General features: G+C 63.8%; 19 protein-coding genes. 13 read left to right on the top strand and 6 right to left on the bottom strand.

Features of this window, described 5'->3' with window-relative positions; all coding sequences use genetic code 11:
• Positions 1–44 precede the first annotated feature (44 nt).
• The 5 genes from ACTIEY_RS10900 to ACTIEY_RS10880 are packed head-to-tail and all read left to right on the top strand — an operon-like array spanning position 45 to position 6,472.
• Positions 45–1,169 carry a Gfo/Idh/MocA family protein gene (locus tag ACTIEY_RS10900; RefSeq protein ID WP_439519122.1) on the top strand — a complete coding sequence of 375 codons (1,125 nt, stop codon included), beginning with the start codon at positions 45–47 and terminating at the stop codon, positions 1,167–1,169.
• On the top strand, positions 1,157–2,125 hold the full coding sequence (locus tag ACTIEY_RS10895) for an NAD-dependent epimerase/dehydratase family protein (RefSeq protein ID WP_439519121.1): 969 nt from the start codon (positions 1,157–1,159) through the stop codon (positions 2,123–2,125). Before ACTIEY_RS10900 ends, ACTIEY_RS10895 begins: the two co-directional genes overlap by 13 nt.
• The gene (locus tag ACTIEY_RS10890) at positions 2,118–3,356 is read left to right on the top strand and encodes a glycosyltransferase (protein ID WP_439519120.1); all 1,239 of its coding nucleotides are present in this window, start codon (positions 2,118–2,120) and stop codon (positions 3,354–3,356) included. Before ACTIEY_RS10895 ends, ACTIEY_RS10890 begins: the two co-directional genes overlap by 8 nt.
• On the top strand, positions 3,353–4,351 hold the full coding sequence (locus ACTIEY_RS10885; RefSeq protein WP_439519119.1) for a glycosyltransferase: 999 nt from the start codon (positions 3,353–3,355) through the stop codon (positions 4,349–4,351). Before ACTIEY_RS10890 ends, ACTIEY_RS10885 begins: the two co-directional genes overlap by 4 nt.
• Positions 4,352–4,369: 18 nt before the next feature.
• On the top strand, positions 4,370–6,472 hold the full coding sequence (locus tag ACTIEY_RS10880) for an NAD-dependent epimerase/dehydratase family protein (protein WP_439519118.1): 2,103 nt from the start codon (positions 4,370–4,372) through the stop codon (positions 6,470–6,472).
• A 40-nt stretch (positions 6,473–6,512) separates the two neighbouring features.
• Here ACTIEY_RS10880 and ACTIEY_RS10875 read toward each other — a convergent pair whose 3' ends face one another.
• Both ACTIEY_RS10875 and ACTIEY_RS10870 read right to left on the bottom strand, forming a co-directional pair.
• On the bottom strand, positions 6,513–7,895 hold the full coding sequence (locus ACTIEY_RS10875) for a DUF1501 domain-containing protein (RefSeq protein WP_439519117.1): 1,383 nt from the start codon (positions 7,893–7,895) through the stop codon (positions 6,513–6,515).
• 10 nt (positions 7,896–7,905) lie between these two features.
• The gene (locus tag ACTIEY_RS10870) at positions 7,906–9,480 is read right to left on the bottom strand and encodes a DUF1800 domain-containing protein (RefSeq protein WP_439519116.1); all 1,575 of its coding nucleotides are present in this window, start codon (positions 9,478–9,480) and stop codon (positions 7,906–7,908) included.
• A gap of 38 nt (positions 9,481–9,518) precedes the next feature.
• On the opposite strand from ACTIEY_RS10870, the gene ACTIEY_RS10865 reads away from it, so the two are divergent.
• Positions 9,519–9,821, top strand: coding sequence for a hypothetical protein (locus ACTIEY_RS10865; RefSeq protein ID WP_439519115.1), 303 nt, complete (start codon positions 9,519–9,521; stop codon positions 9,819–9,821).
• A gap of 502 nt (positions 9,822–10,323) precedes the next feature.
• Here the strand turns inward: ACTIEY_RS10865 and ACTIEY_RS10860 are convergent.
• Positions 10,324–16,302, bottom strand: coding sequence for an amino acid adenylation domain-containing protein (locus tag ACTIEY_RS10860; RefSeq protein WP_439519114.1), 5,979 nt, complete (start codon positions 16,300–16,302; stop codon positions 10,324–10,326).
• A gap of 387 nt (positions 16,303–16,689) precedes the next feature.
• Here ACTIEY_RS10860 and ACTIEY_RS10855 point away from each other — a divergent pair, with 387 nt between their 5' ends.
• Positions 16,690–17,835: a PQQ-dependent sugar dehydrogenase gene (locus ACTIEY_RS10855; protein WP_439519113.1), complete on the top strand. Its 1,146-nt coding sequence runs from the start codon at positions 16,690–16,692 to the stop codon at positions 17,833–17,835.
• A gap of 24 nt (positions 17,836–17,859) precedes the next feature.
• Here the strand turns inward: ACTIEY_RS10855 and ACTIEY_RS10850 are convergent, their stop codons facing one another.
• The 3 genes from ACTIEY_RS10850 to ACTIEY_RS10840 are packed head-to-tail and all read right to left on the bottom strand — an operon-like array spanning position 17,860 to position 21,455.
• Positions 17,860–19,314: an undecaprenyl-phosphate glucose phosphotransferase gene (locus ACTIEY_RS10850; RefSeq protein WP_439519112.1), complete on the bottom strand. Its 1,455-nt coding sequence runs from the start codon at positions 19,312–19,314 to the stop codon at positions 17,860–17,862.
• Between the two features lie 47 nt (positions 19,315–19,361).
• Positions 19,362–20,453: a sugar phosphate nucleotidyltransferase gene (locus tag ACTIEY_RS10845; RefSeq protein WP_439519111.1), complete on the bottom strand. Its 1,092-nt coding sequence runs from the start codon at positions 20,451–20,453 to the stop codon at positions 19,362–19,364.
• Positions 20,454–20,504: 51 nt separating this feature from the next.
• The gene (locus ACTIEY_RS10840; protein WP_439519110.1) at positions 20,505–21,455 is read right to left on the bottom strand and encodes a hypothetical protein; all 951 of its coding nucleotides are present in this window, start codon (positions 21,453–21,455) and stop codon (positions 20,505–20,507) included.
• Between the two features lie 287 nt (positions 21,456–21,742).
• Between ACTIEY_RS10840 and ACTIEY_RS10835 the strand changes: the two genes are divergently transcribed.
• From ACTIEY_RS10835 to ACTIEY_RS10810, 6 genes are read left to right on the top strand one after another with little or no spacing between them, the layout of a single operon-like run.
• Positions 21,743–22,150, top strand: coding sequence for a GtrA family protein (locus ACTIEY_RS10835; protein ID WP_439519109.1), 408 nt, complete (start codon positions 21,743–21,745; stop codon positions 22,148–22,150).
• A 28-nt stretch (positions 22,151–22,178) separates the two neighbouring features.
• Positions 22,179–23,318, top strand: a complete 1,140-nt coding sequence (locus ACTIEY_RS10830) for an FAD-dependent oxidoreductase (RefSeq protein WP_439519108.1) — start codon at positions 22,179–22,181, stop codon at positions 23,316–23,318.
• Positions 23,315–24,358 (top strand): glycosyltransferase family 2 protein, encoded by a 1,044-nt coding sequence (locus ACTIEY_RS10825; protein ID WP_439519107.1) that lies wholly within the window; start codon positions 23,315–23,317, stop codon positions 24,356–24,358. The genes ACTIEY_RS10830 and ACTIEY_RS10825 overlap by 4 nt, the downstream gene beginning before the upstream one ends.
• Positions 24,351–25,136, top strand: a complete 786-nt coding sequence (locus ACTIEY_RS10820; RefSeq protein ID WP_439519106.1) for an NAD-dependent epimerase/dehydratase family protein — start codon at positions 24,351–24,353, stop codon at positions 25,134–25,136. The genes ACTIEY_RS10825 and ACTIEY_RS10820 overlap by 8 nt, the downstream gene beginning before the upstream one ends.
• The gene (locus ACTIEY_RS10815; protein WP_439519105.1) at positions 25,133–25,957 is read left to right on the top strand and encodes a sugar phosphate isomerase/epimerase family protein; all 825 of its coding nucleotides are present in this window, start codon (positions 25,133–25,135) and stop codon (positions 25,955–25,957) included. The genes ACTIEY_RS10820 and ACTIEY_RS10815 overlap by 4 nt, the downstream gene beginning before the upstream one ends.
• Positions 25,954–26,727 carry a glycosyltransferase family 2 protein gene (locus tag ACTIEY_RS10810; RefSeq protein WP_439519104.1) on the top strand — a complete coding sequence of 258 codons (774 nt, stop codon included), beginning with the start codon at positions 25,954–25,956 and terminating at the stop codon, positions 26,725–26,727. Before ACTIEY_RS10815 ends, ACTIEY_RS10810 begins: the two co-directional genes overlap by 4 nt.
• Positions 26,728–26,735 lie beyond the last annotated feature (8 nt).

Below are 26,735 nucleotides of genomic sequence, written 5' to 3'. Positions count from 1 at the left end.
GGCGCCGTGCACGCAAGGTCAGATCGAGACGCGGGAGGGAAGCAATGAGCGCGGTCACGCTGGTGGGCTGTGGGTTCGTGGCCGATCTCTACGCGCGCTCGCTGGCCAGCTTTCCCCATGTGCAAGTGCTTGGTGCCCATGACCGCGATCCCGTCCGCATGGCGGCTTTTTGCGCGCACTGGAAGTACCGTGAACTGCCCACGATGGCGTCGCTGTTCGAGGCCATGCCGAAGGATGGCGTGATCCTGAACCTCACCAATCCGTCCGAGCATCACGCGGTCAATCGCGCCTGCCTGGAGGCGGGCTTCCATGTGTGGTCCGAAAAGCCGCTTGCTGTGACGATGGATGAGGCGCGCGACCTGCATGAAATAGCCGCTGCCAGGGGGCTTCAGCTGGCTTCTGCGCCCTGTTCGGTGTTGAGCGAGGCAGCGCAGACCCTGGCCCACGCGGTGCGGACCGGCGTGGCCGGCGCAGCGCAACTGGTCTATGCCGAACTGGACGACGGCTACATTCCCCAGGCTCCTCTGGAATCCTGGGTCAGTGAAAGCGGCGCGCCCTGGCCCTACGAGGATGAATTCCGCACCGGTTGCACGCTGGAGCATGCGGGCTATTACCTGAGCTGGCTGATCGCCATGTTCGGACCGGTTCGCACCGTGGTGGCGGCCTCGGCGGGCGTGATTCCGGACAAGCGCGGCGTGACCGGGTCAGCACCCGATTTTTCGGTGGCGACGCTGTTCTTCCACGGCGGCATGGTGGCGCGGCTGACCTGTTCCATCGTGGCGCCCCACGATCACCGGATCCGGGTGGTCGGTGAGAAAGGCGTGCTGGAGATGGCCCGCGCCTGGGACAATGCCGCCCCTCTGAAGTACCGCCGGCGTCTGCGCATTCGCCGCCGGCTGCTGGAACATCCCATCGGGCAGCGCATCCGGCTGGCGGGACCGACCCACCCGATGCTTGGGAGGTGGGGTGCCGCCTCGATGAACTTCGCCCTCGGGCCGGTGGAGATGCTCGAGGCCATTGCCCAGGGACGTCCCTGCCGGTTGGGGGGCAACTACGCGCTGCACCTCAATGAAGTGACGCTGGCGATCCAGAACGCCGGGGAAACCTCCGGCGCACAGCTCATGCAGACGACCTGTGACCCCATGGAGCCCATGCCGTGGGCGCGCTGAACCTGGCCATCACGGGCGCGACCGGCTACCTTGGCCGCGCAGTGGTATCCGAAGCGCGGGCTCGGGGGCACCGCGTGCGAGCGCTGCTGCGCGATGCGCGGCAGGCGCCCCACGAGTGGGCAAGCGATGCCGGCATCGTCGCCCAGCCGGGCGGGTTGGAGCGGCTCACCGCCACGGATCTGGCGGGCGTTGATGCAGTGCTCCATCTGGCGGCCGCGATGTCGGGCGATGACGCCGCGCAGGAGCACGACACGCTGGCGCCGATGCGGGCGTTGCTTGCGGCCATGGCGGGCTGTCATCCGGTGCCGCGACTGGTGCTGGCCAGTTCGATGGCGGTTCACGGCGGCATGCGCCAGGGCGACACCGTGACGGAAACCACGCCGCTCGAAGATCAACCGCAGCACCGCGACGCCTATGCACGCGCCAAGCTCGCGCAGGAGTCGCTGGCCCGCGGCCATGGGGCCGCCACGTGCGCCGCTGTGGCCATCCTTCGGATCGGGGCCATCTGGGGGCCGGGCCGACTTTGGAATGGTCATCTGGGCGTCGGTGTGGGGCCCGTGCTGATCCGCATGGGCAGTGACGGACAGATTCCGCTGGCGCACCGCGACCGCGCAGCCGGCATGGTGGTTCGCGCTGCCGAAGTGCCGCTGCAGGGCGTGCAGATTGCCCAGGTGCTGGATACCGATCTCCCCGGCCGTGCGCGCTATGTCGCCGCATTGCGGCGCGGCGGCTGGCCACGCGTGGTGCTGCCCGTGGGATGGCCCGTCATGCGCGCGCTGTCGTTGCTCGGCCCTTTGCCAGGCATGCCGGGGTTGCTGCGCGCGCCCGTGCAGCGGGCGCGCATCATGCCACTGACCTATGTCAGCCAGGCGGATTGGCTGGGCGATCTGCCCACACAGACGTTCGAAACTGCCATGAGCGCGGCTTTGGCCGCCGAGAGAAAAACGCATGGTTGAACCCGTTGCCGTTGCCGGGCCGGTGGCCTACCTGACCGGGGAGTATCCCCGTGCCACCGACACCTTCATCCAGCGCGAGGTGGCCGCGCTGCGCGGCCATGGGCTGAAGATCGAGACCTGCTCCATTCGTCGCACCGGGGCGGAACACCACGTGGGCGAGCAGCAGCGCAGCGAGGCGGCCCGAACCTTTCATGTGCTGGAGGCCGCTGCCCGCCCGCTCACCAGCCTCAAGGCGCACCTGGCTGCGCTGCGCGATCCGGGGCGCTACTTCCGAGGGTTGCGACTGGCCTGGCGCACATCGCCGGATGGCATCAAAGGCCATGTCTACAACCTGATCTACTTCGCTGAGGCCGTCGTTCTGGCGCGCCACATGCGTTCGCGCGGCGTGGTGCATTTGCACAACCACATTGCCAAGTCGTCCTGCACGGTGGCCATGCTGGCCAGCGAAGTGAGCGGCATTCCCTTCAGCTTCACGATGCATGGGCCGGACATCTTCTTCGAGCCGTACCACTGGCGCCTCGATGAAAAGATCGCGCGAGCGGCCTTTGTGGCCTGCATCAGCCACTTCTGCCGCTCGCAAGGCATGTTGTTCTCTTCTGCCGTGCACTGGCCGCGGCTGCACATCGTGCACTGCGGTGTGGATCCGGCGCTTTACGACGCGCCGCGTGGCGCTGGCGCCAAGCGGCTGCTGTTCGTGGGGCGGCTGGCAGCGGTCAAGGGCGTGCCTGTGCTCTTCAAGGCTCTGAAACGTGTGGCCGTGGACCACCCGGACCTGCGCCTGACCCTGGTCGGCGATGGCCCGGAGCGTGCAGCGCTGGAAGCAGAATGCCGCGCGATGGGCCTTTCTGACGTCGTGGAATTCGCTGGCTACAGAGGGCAGGCCGAGGTGGCGCAAGCCTTGCTTGAAACCGACGTGCTGGTCCTGCCCAGTTTTGCCGAGGGCCTGCCGGTGGTGCTGATGGAAGCGCTGGCGGCGCGCGTACCGGTGATCGCCACCCGCATTGCCGGGGTGAGTGAACTGGTCGAGGACGGTGTGAGCGGCAGACTCGTCGCCCCGGGCGATCCGCTGGCACTGGAGCAGGCCTTGCGCGCTCTTCTGGAAGCGCCCACCGAGGCCCGCAACGCCATGGGTACCGCAGGCCGCGAGCGCGTGGTGGCGGAGTTCGACAGCGTGGTGGAGGCGGGCAAGCTTGCACATCTCATCGCCGCTTCGGCAAAGGGTGCGGCATGACGGCAGAGATCGCCGTCGTGGTCATTGGCCGCAATGAGGGCGAGCGCCTGAAGCGCTGCCTGGCCAGCGTGCTGGCCGAGGTGCAGCGCATCGTCTACGTGGACAGCGGCTCCAGCGATGGCAGCGTCGCCCATGCCCGCGACCTGGGTATCCAGGTGGTCGAGCTCGATACCAGCGCGCCCTTTACCGCCGCGCGTGGGCGCAATGCCGGGTTCATGGCATTGCACGCATCGGGCGACCTGCCGGAGTTCGTGCAATTCATCGATGGCGACTGCCTGCTGGTGCCGGGCTGGATTTCTGCGGGGCTCGCGCACCTGCGGTCTCGGCCCGACCTAGGCCTGGTCACCGGCTGGCGATCCGAGATCCACCGCGATCGCAGCGTCTACAACGCAATCTGCGATTTTGAATGGCACCGGCCGGCAGGGCCGATCGAGGCCTGCGGTGGCGACATGATGGTGCGAGCCCAGGCGTTTCTCAACCTGAAAGGCTTCAACCCGCAGGTGATTGCGGCCGAAGATGACGAGTTCTGTGTGCGACTGCGCAAATCCGGGCTCGGCATTGAAAGGCTGCCCCTGCCCATGACCCAGCACGACGCTGCCATGACACGGTTCTCGGAGTGGTGGCGGCGAGCGGTGCGCAGCGGTCACGGTTTTGCGCAAGTGGGCCATCTGCATCCCGAGCACTTCCGGCCCGAACGCCGGCGCGTCTGGCTGTATGGCCTGCTGCTGTCGCTGGTGCTTGTCGCGGGGTTGCTGCTGGCGATGTCGGGCGCCTTGCTGGCGGGTGGGCTGCTGGCGGGCGCTGCGCTCTCGGTGTATGCGCTCTCATGGGTGCGCACGGTGCAGGGCCTGGCGCGTGCAGGGCTTCCCAGGAGCGAAGCGATGCACCATGGGCTGTATCTCTCGCTGTCCAAGTACCCGAACCTGATCGGCATGCTGACCTACTGGGTCCGGCGCTGGCAGCGGCGCGACATGAGCATCATCGAATACAAATGATCCAAGGAGGAAATTGACATGACGGCAAGCACCCAGACCCGCGTGGGCATCATCGGGGCCGGCTACATCGCCACCTGGCATGCCGATGCGATCCGCGCTACCCCGGGCGCCAGGCTCGTCGCGGTCTGCGATGCATCGCGCGGCGCGGCAGAGGATATGGCCCGGGCCTATGGCCTGCAGGCCTATGGCTCGGTCGACGACATGATCGCGGCTGGCGTCTGTGACGCGGTGCATGTCCTCACGCCGCCATCGTCGCACCGGGATCTGGCCGTGAAATGCCTGCGCGCGGGACTGCATGTGTGGGTCGAGAAACCCGTCGCCGTGTCGGCGGACGAAGCCGCGGAAATGCATGCCACGGCGCTGGAATCGGGGAAGGTGCTGGGTGCGGGACACAACTTCCTGGGCATGCCGTCGTATGAGCGGCTCAAGGCGATGGTTCAGGCCGGTGAACTGGGGCGCATCTCCACCCTGCAGCTCAACTGGAGCCTTCCCCTGTCTCCATTGCGTTCGGGGCCGTTTGGCCTGTGGCTGCTGCGCGAACCCAGGAACCTGCTGCTCGAACTCGGCCCCCACCTCTACGCATTCGCCGTCGACCTGCTGGGCAAGCCCGAGGTGTTGCACCTGGAACTGGGCCAACCTGTCGAGCTCTCCGGCGGAGGCACGCGGCACCAGAGCTGGCGCGTCCTGGCCAGGGCAGGGGATGTCGATCTGAGTTTCCACATTGCGCTGGTCGAAGTGGTGGAAGACCGCTCGATCACCGTGCGCGGATCTTCGGCGATGGCGCGGATGGACTTTGCCGACGACACACTCATCGTCAGCAAGGACAACACCGCCGATCTGGTGCTGAACCCGTTCCTGCACCAGATGTCGCTGGCTGGCCAACACCTGCGTGAAGGCATTGCCAACGCCGCTCGGCAACTGGTCTCACTGAACCAGAAGTCACCCTTTGCGTTGAGCTTTCGCAACGCTTTCGGCGCTTTCTACGCCGCCATCCAGGGGCGAAAGGCACTGGATGCGCGGTTCGATTTCACCTCCGCCACAGCGGTCATGCGGGCGATCGACGACACGCTGGCCCACATGCCGCCACAAGCCAGGGATCCCGTTGCGCCGCACGGCGCGCCAGTGCCCAAGGTGATGGTGATCGGCGGCACGGGGTTCATCGGGCGAAACCTCACCCGAATGCTGGTCGCGCGCGGCCACGACGTGCGCGTCCTCAGCCGGGGCAGCACGGGACCGTTCGATGACATCGCCGACCACGTGGAAACGGTCCCCGTGTCCCTTCGCGACCAGGACGGCCTGACGAAAGCGATGCAGGGGATCGATGTGGTCTTCAATCTGGCCAAGTCGATGGACAAGACCTGGGAGGCTGCCCTGGAGAACGATGTGGGCACGGCCCTGCGCGTCGCAGAGGCCGCGCTCGCCGCCGGCGTCAAACGCCTGATCTATACCGGCACCATCGCGTCCTACGACATGTCGGACCCGAACCGGATCATCACCGAGGACACGGGATTCGGCGGCGACATGAGCGACCGCAACCTTTATGCGCGTTCCAAGGCGGAGTGCGAAACGCAGCTCATGGCCATGCAGCGCACGCGGGGCCTGCCGCTGGTGATTGCGCGGCCGGGCATCGTGGTGGGTCATGGCGGTCCGCTACAGCACTGGGGCATCGGGCGCTGGCATGGGGCGGGCGCCGTCCGGATCTGGGGCCACGGCCGCAACATCCTGCCTTTTGTGCTCGCCGACGATGTGTCGGATGGATTGATCCGCATGATGGACAACCCCGGTGTCGTGGGGCGGTCTTTCAACCTGGTGGGCGACCCGATGATGTCGGCGCGGGATTACTTCGATGAGATCCATCAGGCGCTGGGGGCACGCATCACCGTGACCCCAGGCGCGCTGCACGTGATGTGGATCGCTGACGGCATCAAGTACTTCCTCAAGCGGCACGCACTGCGGCGCAAGGGTGCGGTTCGGGCTTCGCTCGCAGACTGGAAAAGCCGGGCGCATTTCGCCCGCTTCGACAACAGCCTGTCCAAGAGCCTGCTGGGCTGGGCGCCGGAGCCAGACCGCAAGGCCTTTGTCCAGCGCGGCATCGTGCAGGCGAATCTTTTCGGTCTTTAGGCGCCTGCCTCGGCCCTGGTGCCCTGCAAGAGGGCCGGACTCAGGCCAGCGCGCCCATGAAGCCCAGGTCGCGCGAGGCGAAGCGACCGATGTTGGGCAACACGGTCGGCAGGTTGCTGACGGACACGCCAAACCAGCGGGCCAGCGTCGCCGCGTATTCGTCCACCGAGGTGGTGGGAATGAGCGCACCGCGTCCCGAGTCGTCAGGGCCATTGAGGGCCACCGTCGGGAACTGGCCGTACACGCGGTTCCCCTGCACCGCCCCGCCCATCACGAAGTGATGGCCGCCCCAGCCGTGGTCGGAGCCTCGGCCGTTGTGCTGAAGCGCCCGGCCAAAGTCCGAGGCCGTGAATGTGGTCACCTGGTTGGCCACGCCCAGCGCTGCGGTGGCCTGGTAAAACGCAGCCATCGCGTCACCCAGTTCCTGCAGCCGCAGGTTCTGGTCGGTCAGCAGGTTGTCGTGAAAGTCGTAACCGCCTTGCTGGACGAAAAACATCTGCCTGCGCTGTCCCAGCGCCCCTCGCGCAGCGATCATGCGCGCGACCATCTGCAACTGCCTTCCCAGACCGGTGGCCGGGAAAGTGCCGCCCGCGGTGACCCCGTTGAGGGCATTGCTCACCAGGGCTTCGGAGTCGATGGCGCGGCTGGAAATGCGGTTCAGTTCGCTCTGAAGCAGATCGGAGCGGCCCTCGGTCATCAAGCGCCGCATGGCCGCTCCGCCAGTGGCCGATCCGTACAGCGAATTCAACGCGCCCACACGCACTGCCCCGTTGGTGGTCAGCTGGTACTGGATCGTGTTGTTCCCGGCCTGCATGATGTTGTTGCCGGCCACCGACATCGCGATCGAGATCCCGCTGCCCGCGTTGTAGCTGCCTGCCAGCAGGTCGCCCATGCGCCCTTGCCAGCCGGTCTGCGAAGCCCGGTCGGGCAACCCGGTCTGCCAGGCGCCTTGCTGGTCGGAGTGAGATCCCAACTGCTGTGGCACCGCCACGGTGGGTTGCCCGGAGTTCCATTGCGCCTTCGTGATGGGAACCGCGAGGGTGCCCACGTTGGCCATCAGGGCGATGCGCTGCTGGTTGAAGAGGGGCTGGATGGCGGAAAGTGAGGGGTGCAGGCCCAACGGATTGCCGCTGTAACCGGTCGGGTTGATCGCCAGCAAGTTTGCCGCAGGCAGTGCCAGCGAAGGGCGGGCCTGCTGGTAGCTGTTGTAGCCAGCGCCGCTGCGGGGGACCACGGTGTTCGAATGGTCGTTGCCACCGGCGAGGAAGATGCAGACGAGGGCTTTGTGATCGCCGCCAGACTGCGCGCTGGCGGCACCAGCGGCCATCAGGTTCATGGCGAAGGGCGTGCCAGCGAAAGCGGACAGGCGCGCGGCCTGGCGCAGGAAGTCGCGACGGGCAAGGGAGCGGTGGATGTAGGTCATGGTCACAATCTCATTTCTGCACAACGAACTCAGGCGAGATCATGGTGAGCGTGATGGCGGTGTGCACGCGCGCGGTGGCTTGGGAAGAGGGGATCGCATTCACGGCGCCCAGAATGACTTGCTGCGTTGACGGAGTCATGCGGCCGGCCACCAGCAGCAGATTCAACCGCTCGAGCAACGCGGCCGGATTGCCGGCGAGAGCAATCTCGGGGGCGTAATTCGGCGCCACAATGGCGCTCGACATGGAATTGAAGCCTCGCTCTACAACATGCGTGACAAAGTTGGCATAGCCAGTCGCCGTCGTTTCATGGGTGATCTGGAACTCCGGCGCCACCAGACCACGGCTCATCACTTCACCAGGCGGCGCGTAATCCGGGCGAAACCAGTTGAACACGCTGGGTGACCTCAAGGGGTTTTGCCCAAGACTCGACACGCTGTCCTCCAGGTTCCAGATGGCGTACCTGTCCTGGGGAGAGCGTGCATTGAAGGCGCGCATCCAGGCACCAAACCGCACCATGGGTTCCCGCAACTTGCCCCACGTTGCTTGATTGGCCAGGCTCGGGTCCCTGGCCTCAGGGTCCAACAGAACGGCTCGAATCACCGCGCGCATGTCACCCCGCACACCGTTGCCGTTGTTGTTGAAAGCCGATGCCACCCGGCCGACGTAAGCAGGGCTGGGGTTGCTGGTGACCAACCGCTGGATGAGCTGGCGTCCAATGAACGGGCCCACGTTCGGGTGGTTGAACAAAGTGTCCAGCGCGATGCGCATGCTGTTTTCGCCCGAGGTATTGGCTGGAATGGTCACACCCAGGAAGCGCTTTTCGCTGCTTGAGTGGTAGTTCGGGTAGTTCTGCATCTGCTCACGCCAGTTCCGCAGCGCTGGAGCCGGTGGCACCTCACCTGCCCATCGCCCCTCACTCTTGTCTGGGCCGTTCCAACTCCAGCCCGTGAACACCCGAGCCAGCCCGGAGACGTCGTTCTGGTTGTAGGTTGGAATGAAGTTGCCGCTGCCATCGCGACGTCGTGAGCCGTCCGCGTTCAGTTGCCAGAGACCGATGCTGAACAGCTGCATGACCTCGCGCGCGAAGTTCTCGTCGGGAATCCGTCCCGTCGCCGCGTCTTCGCGCTGATTGCGGAAATGCGAGAGGTAGTGGCCCATGGCCGGGTGCGTCGCCACCTGTTCCAGCAACTGCCGATAGTTGCCAAAGGCGTTCCGCGAAAGCATGTCCAGATAGCTGGCGTGCGCAGGCTCGGTGCCTTCAATGACGCTGTTGACCGTGGAAACGACAAAGATTTCGCTCAGCGCCAGCACGGTGCGCTGCCGGAGTTGATCCTGGCCGCGAACGGCTTGCAACCAGAAACTCTCCATCACCGCGTTGATGTACCCGGAGTTGCAGGTGGTGCAGCCCGGAGCGCCGCGGCGAACCACGGTGTAGTCCCAGTGGGTGTCGATGCTGCCGGTGTTGAACTGTTGCTCGATCCATGCGGCAGGACCGATGCTTGCCACCAGATCGATCTCCGCCATGTTGGGGCCGTAGGTGGCCTGCGTCAGGAAACGTGCGGCCTCGGTGCGCGCAGTAGGCACGGGAGCCGGCGCAGGCGCAGGCGCCGGCGCAGGCGCAGGTGCAGGTGCAGGTGCAGGTGCAGGTGCAGGTGCAGGTGCAGGTGCAGGTGCAGGTGCTGGGGCAGGTGCAGGAGCAGGAGCAGGTGCAGGTGCAGGTGGACGCGGTGCGGGGGCCGGAGCTGGAGCTGGAGCCGGGGCTGGAGCCGGGGCTGGAGCCGGAGGTTTTGGGGCTGGGGCTGGAGCCGGAGCCGGAGCCGGAGCCGGAGGTTTCGGGGCTGGAGCAGGCGCAGGCGCCGGTGCCGGTGCGGGTTTGTTGGGGGTGGCCGGGATCGGGGCGGGAGCCGGCGTCGGCGCCTGCGTGATCGGGCTGAGGTTGGTGCCGCCGTCGGCGCCAGCTTCGCTGCCACCGCCGCAACCACTCAGCACCGCCAGGAACAGGAATGAAACCGAGAGTTGCGACAGGCGGGAGCGATGCGCCTTCACGTGATTGGCTGGAGTGGACATGGGTTTCACAAGAAATGTGGGGAGGCTGTCGGTGGTCAAACCCGCTGGAACTCCAGGCGGCTTATGTGCTCAAACGCACAATTGAAGGTTAGTGTGACTGGTACAACTGCAATCCGAGAAGATGCGGCAGGACAGCCGGCCAGTTTCACGGCTTCGACGGGAACGGAGTATCGCCGCACTGCAGCATACCCAACCACCGGGGGTAAACGCGCGTAACGAATTGTGCCCTCTGAGGGGCGTCAGCACGGGGAAAAGGGCGCTTTTTACCCGCTGATGGGACCCACCGACGGACGACACAAATCGTCACGTTTGATACGGCGCGCGCCGCTCGGCCGAATCTGGCCGTCCTCCCGCCGGGGTTCAGACTGAAATGTCGCCCCGGGCCTTGGCGATGTGCGCCCGCAAAGCGCTGGCGAGCACATCCACATTGGGTGGTTCCATGAAGTCCATGTGCCTGCCAGGCACCTGCTCCACGGCCAATCCTGGCACCAGCGATTTCCAGCCATAGGCCGGTTCGGCGGCAGCGTCGCCTCCCGCCTGCATGAAGGCCACCGGCACATTGCTGGCCCGGGCGTTGTAGCTGCGCATGGCCTGGGTGTAGGCCTGAATCCGCAGGCCACCCGGCTCCTGCCGCGTGGCGACCTGGTCCCGGTAGACCTTGAACACGTGCGTCAGGTGTGCAAGACCGTGCATGGAGATCAGGCGCCAGCGCCTTCGCGCGGCTGCCCACAGGTGCCGCAGACCCCGTCCGGGCAACATGGTGTCGAGAAGAATCACCAGTCCGATGCTTTCGCCCGCCTCGCGCAGTCGCTGCGCCACCTCGTAGGCCAGCGCCCCGCCGATGGAAAAGCCACCCAGGTAGTAAGGCCCCTGAGGTTGGACGCCGCGAATCAGTGCGAGGTACTCCAGGGCCAGCTTTTCGACCGACACCGGGGGCGGAGGGATGTCGGCAGGCCATCTCAACAGGTTGATCTCGGTCTGCGAATACACGCCGTAAACCGGCATGTCCGGGTCCAGCCGGCGCGCGAGCGGCAGGTAGCGTTCCGCGCCAGCCAGCAGAAAGAGTCCAGGCCCTTTGCCCTGCGGCTGAAGAACCAGCACGGGGACTTCCGAGGTGCTCTGAGGCGCAGACTCCGAAAGGGCGGCGGCCAGCTCGGCCACCGTGGGGTGATCAAACATCAGGCGCATCGTGCACGGACGCTCCAGCGCCGACTCGATCCGGCCCATGACCCCGACGGCGAGGATGGAATGACCGCCCAGGTCGAAGAAGTTGTCGTGGACGCCGATCTTCTCGATCTTCAAGGCTTCCTGCCAGATGGTCAGGATGGTCGCTTCCGTGGCGTTGCGGGGTGCCACCATGGCCGTGCTCGACACCGTGGGATTGATCGCAACGAGGGAGAGTGCCTTGCGGTCCGTCTTGCCGTTGGGCAACAGGGGAATGGTGGTCAATTCCACAAACTGACTGGGAACCATGGGGTCGGGCAGCCACTGGCGCAGATGCTGCTGGAGCGTTTCGCGATTGGGCATGGGCCCTTCAGGCACCACGTACGCGACCAACCTGACCTGGCCAGCGGGGTCTTCCCGCAACATGGCGATGGCGCGCGAGACCCCCGGGTGGCTGAGCAGGTGCGATTCAATCTCGCCGAGCTCGACTCGAAAGCCGCGCACCTTGACCTGGTCGTCCAGCCGCCCGCCGTGTTCCAGCGAGCCATCGTGCCGCCAGCGCCCCCGGTCTCCGGTGCGATAGATGCGACGGTTTTCGAGGACAGGAGCCTCTGGCCGGTCGATGAAGCGCTCCGAAGTCAGTTCCGGGCGCTTGTAGTAGCCCAGCGCGACTCCCGTGCCGCCGATGTAGATCTCGCCAGGGACTCCGATGGGGGTCGGCTGAAGGTACTCATCGAGCACCTGGATGGAGGTGTTTGCCACAGGTAGGCCCAGCGCAATGGCCTGCGGCATGTCGGATGAAACCTTCCAGCAGCTCGACCACACAGTGGTCTCCGTGGGGCCATACATGTTCCAGACTTCGGCACAGCGCGGCATCAGTTGTGCGGCCAGGCTGGGCGTGAGCGGTTCTCCCCCCACCAACGCCTTCAGTGCGGGGCTTCCAGTCCATCCCGAATCGAGCAGCAGGTGCCAGCGCGATGGTGTGGCCTGGAGCACGGTGATCTGCTCACGGGCCATCAGGTCGGCCAGGGCACGGCCGTCGGTGGCCTCCGCTTCGCTGGCAACCACCACGGTGCCGCCTGTTCCCAGTGGCAGCAAAAGCTCCAGCACCGCAATATCGAAGCTGGGTGTGGTCACGGCCAGCAGGCGGTCCCTGGCCGTGAAACCCGGCTCGCTGGCCATGCTGGCCAGCAGGTTGACGACAGCGCGGTGCGGCACGGCGACACCCTTGGGCGTGCCCGTCGAGCCAGAGGTGTAGATCACGTAGGCCGGATCCTCAGACCGGGAAGATTCTCGGGGCTCGACCTCGAGCGGGGCGCACGACGACGCTGCGGCCAACGCCGCATCGACATCGAGCAGCAGGCTCGGCGGCTGGGTACGCGCAGGCGCCACCGATCCCTCGGTCACCAGGAGCACAAGATCCGCATCTTCGATCTGGTGGTTCAACCGCTGGCTGGGGTAGGCCGGATCCAGTGGTACATAAGCAGCGCCTGTTTTGAGGATGGCGAGCAGCGCAATGACGATATTCAGGCCGCGTGGCAGACAGATGCCGACCCGGGTGCCGCGAACGACGCCGCGTTGACGCAGCAATCGGGCCAGCCGGTTGGACGCTTCATCCAGCTCCTGGTGGGTCAGTCGGCTGTTGCCGGAGACCACGGCCACCTGCTGCGGAGACAGTTGCACGCCCTTTGCCACCCAATCCACCACCGTTGGCGCCGAAGGCAGCCCGTTGGGACCCAGCGACCAGTCTTGCAGGCGTGCAAGCTCCATGTCGCTCAGCAGCGGGATCGTGGACACGCGGGTCTCAGGAGTCTCCACGGCGTTGCGCAGAATGTTCTGGAGATGCTCCCCCATCCTCTGCACCGTTTCACGGGCGAAGAGGTCGGTCGCATATTCGATCACGAGCGAGTTGTCGTAGATCATGTCGGCGACGACGGTCAGGTCGAACTGGGTCGATGCCCGGTCGAAATCGAACCTCGACCAGCTCAGCCCTTCGAATTCGGTGCCGCGGACCTTGGCGTTCACCTGGTTGAACATCACATTGAAGAGCGGTTGCCGGCTGGAGTCAGGCCGTCCCGCCAGTTCGCGCACCAGCAATTCGATGGGCATGTCCTGGTGCGCAAAAGCCTCCAGAGACACTTCTCGCACACGCGAGAGCACGGTCAGGAAATCCGGGTCGCCGCCCAGGTCGGTTCGGAACACCAGCGTGTTCACGAACGTCCCCAGCAGGTTTTCGGAGGCCAGGTGATGGCGGTTGGCAATGGGCACGCCCACGGCGATGTCGGTCTTTCCGGTGTGACGCAGCAGCATCACGTTGAGTGCCGCGATCAGCACCATGGACACGCTGGCGCCGTGGGTCGCACCGAGTCGGCGCAAGCCCTGGATATCTTCCGCGCCGAGGGGCAGGCGCACGGAAGAGCCGCGGAAACTTTGCTGCCTGGGTCGTGGGAAATCCTCGTTCAATGGAAGGGGTTCGAGCCCGCTCAACCGGCGTGACCAGAACGCCGTCTCCTGCGTCCGCCTTGCACCTTCGAACCAGCCGCGGTGCCAACCCGCGTAGTCTGCGTACTGCACGGGCAGACTCGGCAGCGACGCCGTGTTGCCGCTCACGGCGGCGCTGTAGTGCACGGAGAGTTCGCGCACCATCTGTGCGAACGACCATTGGTCCGTGACGATGTGGTGCAGCACCATCAACAGCACGGTCTGCTGGTCCGACACGCGGATGAGCTGCACGCGGAAAAGCGGACATTGGTCCAGCTGGAAAGGCGTGCATGCCACCTTGGCGAGATGACGGTGCAGCACATCGTCGGACGCCGGCGAGTCGTTGGAACTGAGGTCCACCTGTTCGATGATCGCATCCGGCACTGGCAGGATTTCGCCCGCCAGGCCATCCGGTGTCTTGATGAACCGGGTGCGCAGGATTTCGTGGCGTTCCACCACCCGTTCCAGTGCGGCGGTCATGGCCTCTACGTCTACCACCCCCTGCAGCCTGAGCGCCACCGGCACGTTGTACGCGCTGCTTTGCGGTGCCAGTTCGTGCATGAACCACATGCGCTCCTGGGAGAAGGACAGGTTGACGCGAGTACCCGGGACGCGAGGTACCGGCGGTTCCGCTGGCTCCCGCATCAGATGGGTGGTCGAGTCCTTGCTACCTCGCTGGGTTCGGGCCACCTGCTGGGCCAGGCCGCGTACCGTGGGGCTTTCGAACACGGCCCGAATGGGCAGGTCGATGCCCAGCCTCGTTCGCATGCGCGAAACCAGCTGCGTGGCGAGAAGCGAGTCGCCACCGAGGTCGAAGAAATTGGCATCGGGCTGGACGATTTCCTGCCCGAGCACGTCGGACCACAGTGCGACCAGTGTCTCGATCAGTGCGGCATCGACGTCCCCCTCAGCCGCGAGGGGTGCTGACGTGGCCGGCTCTGACGCCAGCCGCAGGGTCTCGAAAGCGCCCTCCATGTACAGGCGCCGCGCGACGCCTCGCTGCGGTTTGCCGCTGGAGGTGCGGGGCAGGGAGCCCGCGCGCATGGGCACGACGTCGAGCAACTCCAGCTGGTGCTCGATGGCCACCTGCTTGCGGATGTTGTCCAGCAGTTCCTGCACCGCGCGGGCCGAGGGACGCCGGCTGCACTCGATCAGGATCACCACCGATTCCTTCAGCCCATTGTCGACCGAAATGGCAATGACGCCCCCTGCACGGGTGTTGACCTGCAGCTGTTCGGCCGTCCTTTCTATGTCTTGCGGATACAGATTGCGACCGTTCACCACAATCAGGTCCTTGAGACGGCCGGCCACAAAAAGCTCGCCCGCGTGCAGGAAGCCCAGATCTCCGGTCCGCAGGAAGTGGGTGTCGCTGGTCGCTTCGTCAGCCAGCGTGGCTCCGAAGACGGTTGCGGAGGCTTCTTCCTGTCCCCAGTAACCCTGGCCGACACTGGGACCCGCTACCCAGATTTCCCCGATGCGGCCGGCAGCGCATGGCTGGCCAGTGGCGGGGTCGACGATGCGCAAGTCGAAACCGGGCAAGGCCGGACCGCAACCCACCAGCGTCCGGGTGCCGGACGCCTGCACGGCAACGGGTTTCACATCATGCCGTTCCAGGGCCTGTGCATCCACCGTCAACTGAAGGAGCGGTGCTTTCGTGTCGCGCACCGTCACGGCAAGGACCGATTCTGCGAGTCCGTAGGACGGAGCGAGCGCGGCGGCGTTGAATCCAAAGGGCTGGAAAGCGTTGACGAACTCGTCCACCGTGGTCGCGCGCACCGGTTCTGCGCCGCAGGTCGCGAGTTGCCAGGTGTCCAGGCGCGCGCTCCAGTCGGTGGATCTGGCCAGCGCCTTGACGCAAGCTGCGTAGGCAAAGTTCGGCGCGCCGCTGTGCGTGATGCGGTGTTTCGCCACGGCCTCCAGCCATCGCAACGGGCGCAGCATGAACTGGGCGGTGGACATCAGAAACGAAGTCCCTCCTGAATAGAAAGGCTGCACCACACCATGCACCAGACCATAGTCGTGAAACCAGGGGAGCCACACCAGTCCTCTCATGCGGTGCGTATCCGGCCCATTCATCAGGGCGCGGCATTGCGCCAGCACGTTGCCATGGGTCACGATCACTCCGCGTGGCGCACTCGTGGATCCCGATGTGTACTGGAGATAGGCAATCTCCGACTGCACGGCGTCGTCCATCGCCGTGCACCCTGCAGGGGTTGGGCGGGGTGCACCCTGCAAGGTGCGAAGCGAGTGCCAGGGCAGTTCGGGGAGGTGAAAACGGGCAGCGTCGAGGTGGGTGTCGTGGGTCAGGGCCAATACCGCGCCGGAATCGGCGCTGATGCCTCCGAGTCTTGATCGGTCGCGGTCCACCGTGGCTGGATCAGGCGCGGGCGCCGGAATGGGAATCACGCCAGCCTGGATGCAACCCCAGAACAGTTGCACCGCCTCCAGATCGTTGTTGAACGCCAGCAGCACGCGGTCTCCCGGCGACGTGTGCCTGCGCAGATGACGAGCGACGGTTTCGACGGCTGCGCCGAGGGCCTCGTAGGTCATGACCTCGGATGCCTCGAGATCGTTGCCCACAAACACATAGGCAGGGCGATCGCCGCCCTCCGCGATCCGGGTGCGCAGGAGGTCTTGAAGGTTGAAATCTTCGGAGACCAGATCGAGAGTGGCGTTCAGATTCTCTGGGGACATTCCAGCAATGCTCTATACATGAACCTGTGATCGACAAGCGACCAGGCCAGACCTTCGTGTGTGGGTATGCAGCTTTCGCCCGGACTTCCCTTGCGGGAAAGGACGGTCGGAGGTCGAACCAGCTGATGCTGGCGGTGGGAAGAAACTCTCTTGCAAAATTTGCCGATGCGCTCCAGATGCCAGCTCCGTCGGCTCCCGGCGTGTCGCAGGACTGACATCCGGAATCCTTGAGAGCATCTTCATTCTAGGGCGGCATCTCCGCGGCTAAGGAACACCAGAGATACATTCCGGTAAAAGTGCGCAGACCACGGGCTGTTCTTGCAAAAAAAGGCGGCTGAAAAGTCTGTCTCCGCTTTACATTGACTGGTCGAAACTTAAGGAAATGAAATGAGCCATCGTGTCTGGAGACAGAAAACCCTGAGCGCCCATCGCGGTCCTTGCCTCGCCGTCCTGCTGGCAACCACGTTCCTCGCGATGAGTCCACAGGCTGAAGCCGCGCGCGTGGAGGAGGTGGTGTCAGGGCTCCAGCATCCCTGGGCGGTCGCCTTCATTGAGGACGGCAGGATGCTCGTCACGGAACGGCCGGGCCGGATTCGTGTCGTGGAGGCGAATGGTGAACTCGGCAAACCGCTGGAGGGTGTGCCGCAGCTCGGTGCCCTGCGAGCGCACCGGGGCATGCTGGACCTGATCGTCGATCGAGATTTCGCCACCAACCGGCAGTTGTACTTCTGCTTTGCAGAATCGGAGAAAACCAATCAGGACGTTGCCTCCACGGCGCTCGCGCGCGCCCGGCTGTCCGCCGACCGTCGCACGCTCGAAGACGTGAAGGTCATTTTCAGTCAGCGGCCGAAGGTCTATGCGGATCACCACTACGGATGCCGGATCGTGCAAGCGCCGGACGGCCATCTGTTTCTGACGCTCGGCGATCGCGAGGACTACAAGGAAAACGCCCAGAAGCTCGGCACGCACGACGGCAAGGTGGTGCGCATCACCACCGATGGCAAGGTGCCCGCCGGCAATCCTTTTGCCGGCAGAGCCGGTGCCTTGCCCGAGACCTGGAGCTACGGTCATCGAAACATCCAGGCAGCGGCGATGTCGCCCTCCGGAACACTTTGGGTGGGCGACCATGGCCCTGCGGGAGGAGATGAGCTCAATGTAGTGATGCCAGGCAAGAACTACGGGTGGCCCATAGTCACCCACGGTAAGGATTACGACGGCAAACCCATCGGTATCGGGACGCAGGCCGAGGGCATGGAGCAGCCTGTCAAGCACTGGGGAGATATGGCCCCCTCGGGCATGGTTTTCGTTACCTCTGATCGTTATGCACCAAGTTGGAAGGGCTCGCTGCTGATGGGTTCGCTGCGTGGAGCAGTCGTCCGGCTGGAGCTGGACGGCAATCGCGTCGTCAGGGAGTACAAGGCCTGGGATGGACGAGGTCACCGCGTGAGGGACGTGCGCGAGGCACCGGACGGCACGCTCTGGCTGCTGACGGATCACCCCACCAACGGCAAGCTGCTGCGACTGCGCCCGTGAGCGCTGAAAGAACGCCTCCCTCGCTCAGTAGGCGTTCTTCCCAGTCAGCGCGCCCACGGTCCGCAGCAGGATGGTCAGGTCCAGCCAGAGCGACCAGTTGTTGATGTATTCAATGTCGGCCTCGATGCGTTGCTGCATGCGATCGATTTCAATGGTTTCACCGCGCAGCCCACGAACCTGCGCCAGGCCGGTGATGCCGGGCTTGATGTTGTGCCGTGCGAAATAGGTGTCGATGCCCTGTGAATACTCTTTGTCATGCTGCACCGCATGCGGCCGGGGACCCACGAGCGACATTTCACCTCTGAGCACATTGAACACCTGCGGCAGTTCGTCCAGGCTGGTCTTTCGAAGGAAGGCGCCAACCCGGGTCACACGGGGGTCGTTGCGCTGCGCTTGTTTGACCACGCCGGCTTCAGGCTGGTGCACGAACATGCTGCGAAATTTCCAGATGTGGAAGACCTTGCCGCTCCAGCCCATGCGGGCCTGACGGAAGAAGACCGGCCCCGGGCTGTCCAGTTTGATCGCGAGGGCGATCACCAGCAGCAGCGGCGAAATCAACAGCAGGATCAGGGAGGCGAGGACCGCGTCTTCAATGGCCTTGAGCAGCAGGCGCGTTCCCGTCAAGGGGGTTTCGGACAAGGTCAGCACGGGCAAGCCCGCCATCTCGCGCACGCTGTGATTGACGAGCAGCATCGAAAAAATATCTGGCACCCAGTGCACTGCCACGTGCCGGTCCAGCAACTCGAAATACATGTCTTCAATCAGGTCGGAATCACCCAACGGAATGGCGAAATAGACGGTGCGCACCTCATGCCGATCAATGATGGCCAGCATCTCGTCCAGCGGGCCAATGACGTTGGGTTCGCGCAGGGTGCCGAAGTCGGAGGTCTCGTACAGGGACGGACCCGAACGGCCTACTCGAGCCCGGTTTGAGGAGGGCAGCTCCAGACAGCCGACGACCTTCTGGTTCAGCCAGGGATTGCGCGAGATCTTGTGCTGGAGGTAACGGGCCAGCTTGCCGGTGCCCACGATGAGCACGTTCTCGGTCGGCACGGCATGCCGCATCACGCGTGTCTGGATTTCTCGACTCAGGTACTGAAGCAGTACTTGCAGCAGATAGCCTGCCACATACAGCTGAGCCGCCAGAAGACGGGAGAACGCATCGCTCTGCTTGGTGGCAAAGCCCACCACCAGCAGGAAGCCGAAGACCAGCGACCAAGCCTTGAAGAGGGTGAGGGCTTTGCGTGCAAAGCTGCTGTTGCTCCTGTACACGCCGAACTGGTCGTAGGCAAACACCATGCTCATGGCCAGCAGGAGCAGCAGCACCGCGTACTCGGTCGTGAGGCCGCCAATGTGCTGGCGGACGAGCAGCAAAGCCAGCCCCACCACCGCGACCAGATCCACCACACCCTGAACCGCAGTGGAAATGCTCCCGCGGCGTTTGAGAATGGATCGCGGGGGACTCTTGGAAAGCATCATCTTCGGCCAGTATAGGGGGCGGCAGTGGTGGCTGGCAGCGAGCCTGCTCAGGCTCGCGCATCGCCCCACACGAGCGCTGCATCCTCGTCGCCCACGTACTGCGTGTCTCCATGACGGTCAACGCGGTACTGGGGTGACATGATGACTTCGCTGGCTATCTGCCCGGTGCCGATGCGCGTGTACTCGAACAGCACGCTGCGCTCCACCGTGCAGCCCGAGCGCAGGTGGCTGCCGTGCCCGATCCAGGTGGGCCCGATCACCCTGGCGCCTGACTCGATGCGGGTTCCCGACCCGATGTAGACAGGTCCTTCGATCTCCACGTTGTCCCAGTCCACAGACGTGTTCAGGCCCACCCAAACGCCCGGACGCACTTGCTTGCCCGGCATGTCCATCTGGGCGATCTCGCCACGCAGCACGCGTTGCAGCACCATCCAGTAATCGGAAAGGCGGCCAATATCAATCCAGTTGAAGAAGCGCTTCTGGGCGTAGAAGGGCAGGTCTCGCTCGACGAGCATGGGAAACAGTTCGCTGCCGATGTCGAACTGCCGGCCAGCGGGCACGAGATCGAGCGCGGCCGGTTCGAAGATGTAGATGCCCGTGCTGGCGGCGGTGGACAGGGCATCGGCCGGACGCGGTTTTTCCTGGAAGGAGCGCACGCGACCCTGTTCGTCGGCCACCACGACGCCATAGTTCTGCACCTGATCCAAGGGGACGTCCAGCGTCACCACGCTGGCAATGGCCTGTTTGTGGCGGTGCTCTGCCAGTGCCCCCCCGATATCGAGGTCGACAATGGCGTCGCCGCACATGACCAGGGTGGTCTCGTCAAAGAACCCACTGAAGTCCTGGATCTTGCGCATGCCGCCGGCAGACCCCATGGCGCGCGGCACGATGTCACCGTGTTCGCGCGCGCCTTCGTACGAATACCCGATCTCCACGCCCCAACGGCGTCCGTCGCCGAAATAGTTCTCGATCTTGTAGTGGTTGAAGGCCACGTTGATCATGATCTCCCGGATACCGTGGCGCGCGAGGTGCTCGATCAGGTACTCGAGCACGGGCTTGCCCAGGATGGGGACCATGGGTTTTGGGGTCTTCTGCGTCAATGGACGCACGCGGGTCCCCTGACCCGCTGCCAGAATCATGCCTTTGGCCAAAACAACGCTCCCTAGTTGAAGAACTGGTGTCTTTCAGTGTCACCCAGTTGAGGCGCGTTGCGCAACACCCGATTTGGGGTATCGCGTGACATATTCCCAGACCAGCTCCTGCATGACGCGCGCGGCCTGCTCGGAAGGTGCCTTGTAGTCCGTTCCATCGAGGCGCTTGAGTTGATGGGGCAAGCCAACCGGACTGCGGTGGTACAGCACGGCGTAGTGCGTCAGGGCCACCACATAGTTCCCCAGGTCGTTGAGGTGGATCGGGTCCTGCGTGCCATCGGCGTTGCGCGCAAAGAGGTCTTCGCGGGACTTCAATCCGGGCAAATCACCTTCCTTCTCGATGCGCCGCACCACCTGGGCCATCACCTGTCCCGCGGGAATCACATGCACCGGACCACCGGTGTCGCCATGCGCCAGTCCCTTGGCGAGCAGCTCACCCTCCCAGTAGCGCGCCAGATCCTTGTCCAGTCGTTCGAGCCAGCCCTCGGGGTCATCGAGCTGATGCCAGGTTTCGTAGAGGTAGACGCGGGTGTCGCTCCGGTGGGTGCGCGCTTCGCGAGCCCACTTCCGAAGGTACTCGGGGCTGTCGAAGTATTTGATGGCCGCACGGATCTCGACCATTTCGGTGAGGACGAGGGCGTCGAATGTGCCGCTGCGAATCGCCTCCATGGGATCCTGGTAGTTGGGATGTTTGTTGGACTCTTCAAAGCCCGACACTGGGATGTCCGGCTCCCAGTGTGCCTGCAGTGTCGCACCCCAGCCGAGCTGCGACCTGTGCTCGTGGCCGGCGCCGGCCAGCTGGTCCAGCATGACAGGCATGTCGTGGTTGACGAGGCTGTGTCCGATGTGGAAGACCCGCAGCGGTTTGTCCGGAGGCGGCAATGGCGACGTGTAGAGGAGGTTCAGCTCCTCCATGGGCATGGATTTCTGGAAACCACAGGCCGTCAATGCCAGCAACAGAATCCACTTGGCGGTGCGAAGAATTTGCATGTCTGATTCCTGCTCAAGCCCGAAACCGAGGGATTCTAGGCACGACCGCTGCTCTGGGCGGCGTCAATCGTGGAAAGTGTGAGTTTTTGACGATCGTGGGCGATACGGTCGGCGCCACGCACCTTGTAGACGAATAAAGTCGTGAAGATCCAGGCTGCAATGACATTGCCTCGCGTTCGCCTGCGCGCGCATGCCGCGCGAACGCAAGCCCACCAGCCACCTCATACTCACCAGAACCGCACTTGCGTGGCGCGAAAACAATGAACAGTTCCGGAGGATTTGCTCGAATGGTTCCCCATCGCGCGACGGTCTGGCGAATCGCGGTTTTCGGAACCGTGGCAGCAGCAGGTGTCGTCGTCCAGCTGGCACTGCTGAGCCTGTTCTTCCGCTGGCTGGGCCTTCCCTACACACTGGCCCTCGGTGTCTCGGTGGTGTTGGCGATGATCTTCAACTTTGTGGTCCACAACGTGCTCACGTTTGGAGATCGACGATTGAGGGGGGTGGCACAACTCAGGGGCCTGGCATCCTTCTGCCTGGCGAGTGCGGTGGGAGGCGTCTTCAACATGGCCACCGCGACCTACTTCTTTTCGATCGGTTGGCACTGGGCCCTTTCCGCGTTGCTGGGTGCGGCGGCGGGCGGGCTGGTCAATTACACCCTCGCGTCCCGCTTTACATGGAAGCCCAGTGAACGTTGAACTGCCGTCCAGTGCCGATGTGATCGTCGTGGGCGCCGGCGTGTTTGGTTGCGCGCTGGCCATCCAGCTGGGGGAACAGGGGCACTCGGTGTTGCTGGTCGAGCGCGAGGAACAGCCTCTCACCCGAGCGTCCTTTCACAACCAGGCTCGCGTTCACCAGGGATACCACTATCCGCGAAGCATGCTGACGGCCATGCGATCACGGATCAACTTCTCCCGCTTCGTTGCCGACTACGGCGATTGCGTGGACCAGACGCGCCCTGCCTACTACGCCTTGGCGAGGTCTTTCTCAAAGGTCAACGCCTACCAGTTCCGTCGGTTCTGCGAGTGCATTGGCGCTGTCGCACGGCCGGCACCCAGCGCAATCAAGACGCTGTTTCACCGCCGTCTGATCGAAGAGGTCTATCACGTCGAGGAGCCCGTCTTCAATGCCGACCGGCTTCGCGAACGGTTGCTCGAACAGATTGGCAGGAGCCGCGTTCAACTGGGTACCCATCTGGAAGTGGTCCAGCTCTCCCGAGATGAGGACGGGATGGGCGCTTCGCTGCGGCACATGGGGGCACCCGAACGCGTGGCCAAGGTGAAGACGAAGCTGGTGTTGAATTGCACCTACTCGGGCCTCAATGGGTTGTTGAGACGCAGCAACCTGGAAACCTACACGCTCAAGCATGAGCTGACCGAAATGGCACTGGTCTCGTTGCCCGAATCCCTGGCCAACCTCTGCATCACCGTGATGGACGGGCCGTTCTTTTCGCTGATGCCGTTCCCCGCTCGTCCCGGGCTTCACACACTGAGCCATGTGCGTTACACGCCCCACTTCTCCTGGTGGGAGCGCGGGCCTGCAGATCCCTCCCTGCCGTCGGGCACCTCATGGCCACAGTTGGCGAGGGAGCAGCGGTCCAACTTCCGTTACATGAAGGCCGATGCGGCGCGGTATGTCCCGGCGCTGGCGCAGGCGCAGCACCACGATTCGATCTGGGAAATCAAGACCCTGTTGCCCCGCAGCGAAGTGGATGACAGCCGGCCCATTCTTTTTTCCTGCAACACGCAACACGAATCCGTGATCTCGGTACTGGGTGGCAAAGTGGATAATTTGTACGATGCGCAAGACAAACTCCGGGAGCACCTCGATGCACATCCCTTGCGCCACATTGGGGGTGAAGCATGAAGATGGATCGCTTGGTTTCCGTCGTTGTTCCGATCCGGAACGATGAAGACATCATCGGGAGTTTTCTCGATGAAACGGTTCAGGTGCTGCGTGACCACTACACGCATTTCGAAGTGATTCTGGTCGATGACGGATCTCCGGAATCGTCTCAGCCGCAACTCCTCAAACAGCTCAGCCGTCACGAGGGCGTTCGACTGATTCAACTCTCTCGCCGGTTCGGCGAGGAGGTGGCGATATCGGCCGGACTTGAATCTGCCATTGGAGACTACGTGGTCGTGGCTTTGGCGAGTTCGGACCCGCCCGCGATGATCCCGGAACTCGTGCAGAAATGCCTTGAAGGGCACGACATCGCCTATGGCGTGCGAAGCCGGCCCGTGCAGTCCGGGCTTCTTTACCGCGCGCTTTCGTCCGCTTTCTACGCCTACTGTTCAAGGTTCCTCGACCTTGAAATCCCAGCCAATGCGACGCAGTTCAAATGCTTCAGCCGGCGTGCGGTGAATGCGCTGTTGCGGATCGACGACCCCAGCAGGTACCTGCGTGTGTTCAGTTCCGTGGTGGGATTCAAGCGGGTTGCGGTTCCCTACGACACGGTTCAACGCGGTGATGAACGAAAGGGTCGCAATGTCATCAGCAGCATCGGCGTGGCGATCGGCGTGGTCTTTGAGAATTCTGCGCATCCACTGCGGGTGGTGACCTGGCTGGGCATCCTGGCTGCACTGGCGAACATCGTGTACATCTTCTACATCTTGCTGGTCTACCTGTTCAAGGAAGACGTGATGCCGGGCTGGACCACCATCTCGTTTCAGATGGCCGCACAGTTCTGCTTCATCACGGCGATCCTCGCCGCGCTGGCTGAGTACATCGGTCGGATCATGAGTCGGCTGCAGGATCGGCCCAAGTACTTCGTGATGGACGAGCACGAAGGCACCATGAACCTGCCCGGACAGAAGGGCTGGAACGTGGTGGACGCAGCCGTTGCATCTGCCCCGCGCCAGGCGGTGGATCAAGTCGATCTGGCATTGGAGAAAGAACGTGACTGAAAGCAGCCCTACCGCCCTCATCGGTCATACCGGTTTTGTTGGCGGCAATCTGGTGCATCAGGCCGAATTCGGTGCCCTCTACAACTCCCGCAACATCGATGACATCGATGGCAAGGCGTATTCGCACATCGTCGTCACGGCTGCGCAAGCCCGAAAGTGGTGGGCCAACCAGAATCCGCAGGAGGACTGGAGCGGGATCGAGAGATTGCTGGCTTCGCTCGCCCGCTGCAGGGCCAGACAGGTCACCCTCATCTCGACCATTGATGTGCTGGGGTCTTCAGCGGGATTGACCGAGCTGGATGTGCCTGTTGCCGAAGAGATGACCGCCTATGGACAGCATCGATTGAAGCTCGAGGAAGCGGTCCGTTCGCAGTTCGAACAGGTGTTGGTGGTTCGATTGCCGGGCCTGTTCGGGCTGGGCTTGAAGAAGAATGTGATCTTTGATCTCCTTCAACACAATGCTCTGGAAAACATCAATCCCCGGAGCAGCTTTCAGTACTACGACCTGAGCAACCTGTGGAGCCACATCCAGATCGCCTGGTCGCAGAAGCTGGAGCTCGTGCATCTCTTTCCCGCACCGATCTTGACGAGCGAACTGATCGACACATTATTCCCGGGTACGGTGGTCGGCGCAACGGCAGCACCCGAAGCGCATTACGACCACCGGACTGTGCATGGGCATCTGTTTGGGGGTGACGACCGGTACGTGTCAGACAAGGCGACCGTGCTGCAACAGCTAGACCACTTCATCCAGTCCCAGCGGAGTCAGTCCTCGTGAAGCTCGCCGTCTCGAACATCGCTTGGACCGATGACCTGCACGATCAGGCGCTGGAGGTCTTGAGCCAGCACGCGGTGCAGGGCATTGAAGTGGCTCCCACTCGCCTGTGGCCCGCCTGGGAGGGCATGTCGTTGGCCAGTGCCGCTGCCCTCCGCGGAAAAATGGCGGCGTCTGGCTTCCAGATGCCGTCCATGCAGTCGCTGCTTTTTGGCATGCCGCAGCTCAATGTATTCGGGAGCGAGGCCGTCCAGACTGCATTGTTCTCGCATCTGGAGCTTCTGTTCCCTGTTGCACATGCCCTGGGTGTCCGAGCGCTCGTTTTTGGTTCACCCAGGAATCGTGACCGCTCCGGTCTCTCCGATGAAGAGGCGCTCTCCCAAGCCGTGGCTTTCTTCGGGCGCGTCGCCCGGCGGGCTCATGAGCACGACGTGATCCTGTGCGTGGAGCCCAACCCGCCTCAGTATGGCGCCAACTTTGTCACCGGCTGGAGAGATGCGTTGTCACTCGTCCAGGCGGTTGATGCCCCAGGATTCGGGCTCCACCTCGACACGGGTTGCATTCACATGAACGGCGATGACCCGGCTCAAGCCATTCGCGAGTGCGCCGATGCGATCTGTCATTTCCACATCAGCGAGCCGCAACTGGCCGATTTTTCCAGCCCTCAGGTGGATCACGCCAGCGCTGCGCAGGCTCTCAGAAGCGTGGGCTATGAAGGCTGGATTTCCATCGAGATGCGATGTGGTGATGCCCCGCTGGACGCCCTGGACGGAGCGTTGCGCATGGTGACTAAGAACTACCTGAACGATCTGGCCGCAGCATGACCACCCAGGACAAGAGCCTCGGCCTGGCATCCATCGTGATCCCGGCCTACAACGAAGGCGAAACCCTTGCGCGGACGATCGAGGATCTCGTCGGTGCGCTTCGAACAGCGGGCATCCGGTTTGAGGTCGTGATCGTCAACGACGGCAGCAAGGACAACACCGGCGAAGTGATCGCGGCGCTGGAGAGTGCGCACCCTGAAGTCAAGGGCTTCTACAACGCTCCCCGACACGGTTACGGATACGCGGTGCGCAAAGGCATCGACAGTGCCTCGGGTGACGCCGTTGCGATCGTGATGGCCGATGGATCGGACAGCCCGGCCGACCTGCTGCGGTACCTCGATCTGATCGAGCAAGGCTACGACTGTGCTTTCGGGTCGCGCTTCGGTGGAGGTGCCGTGGTGGAAAACTATCCCCCGTTGAAGCGGATCGTCAATCGGGCGGGGAACTTCATACTCGCCCGGCTGGTGCGATCCGATTACGACGACTTCACGAACGGATTCAAAGCCTACCGCAGGGAAGTGTTGGACCAGATGCAGCCCTTGCGCTCTGGCCAGTTCAATCTGACCGTGGAAATGTCCATGAAGGCCGTGCGCACCGGCGCCCGTTTTGGGGTCACCCCCAACGACTGGCGTCAGCGAGAAGCGGGTGCATCGAGCTTCGGGGTCGTCAAGCAGTCGTTGTTGTACCTGATGACGATCCACTGGGTGCTGACAGGTCGCACCCGGTACATGCAACACATCGAGAAAGCAGCTCGCGTGGATCCCGCGTGAGGACGGTG

Source organism: Hydrogenophaga sp., assembly GCF_051858985.1.
Taxonomy (GTDB): Bacteria; Pseudomonadota; Gammaproteobacteria; order Burkholderiales; family Burkholderiaceae_C; genus Hydrogenophaga.
Note: the sequence above shows the minus strand (reverse complement) of the source record. Positions and strands in the feature narration are given on the sequence as shown.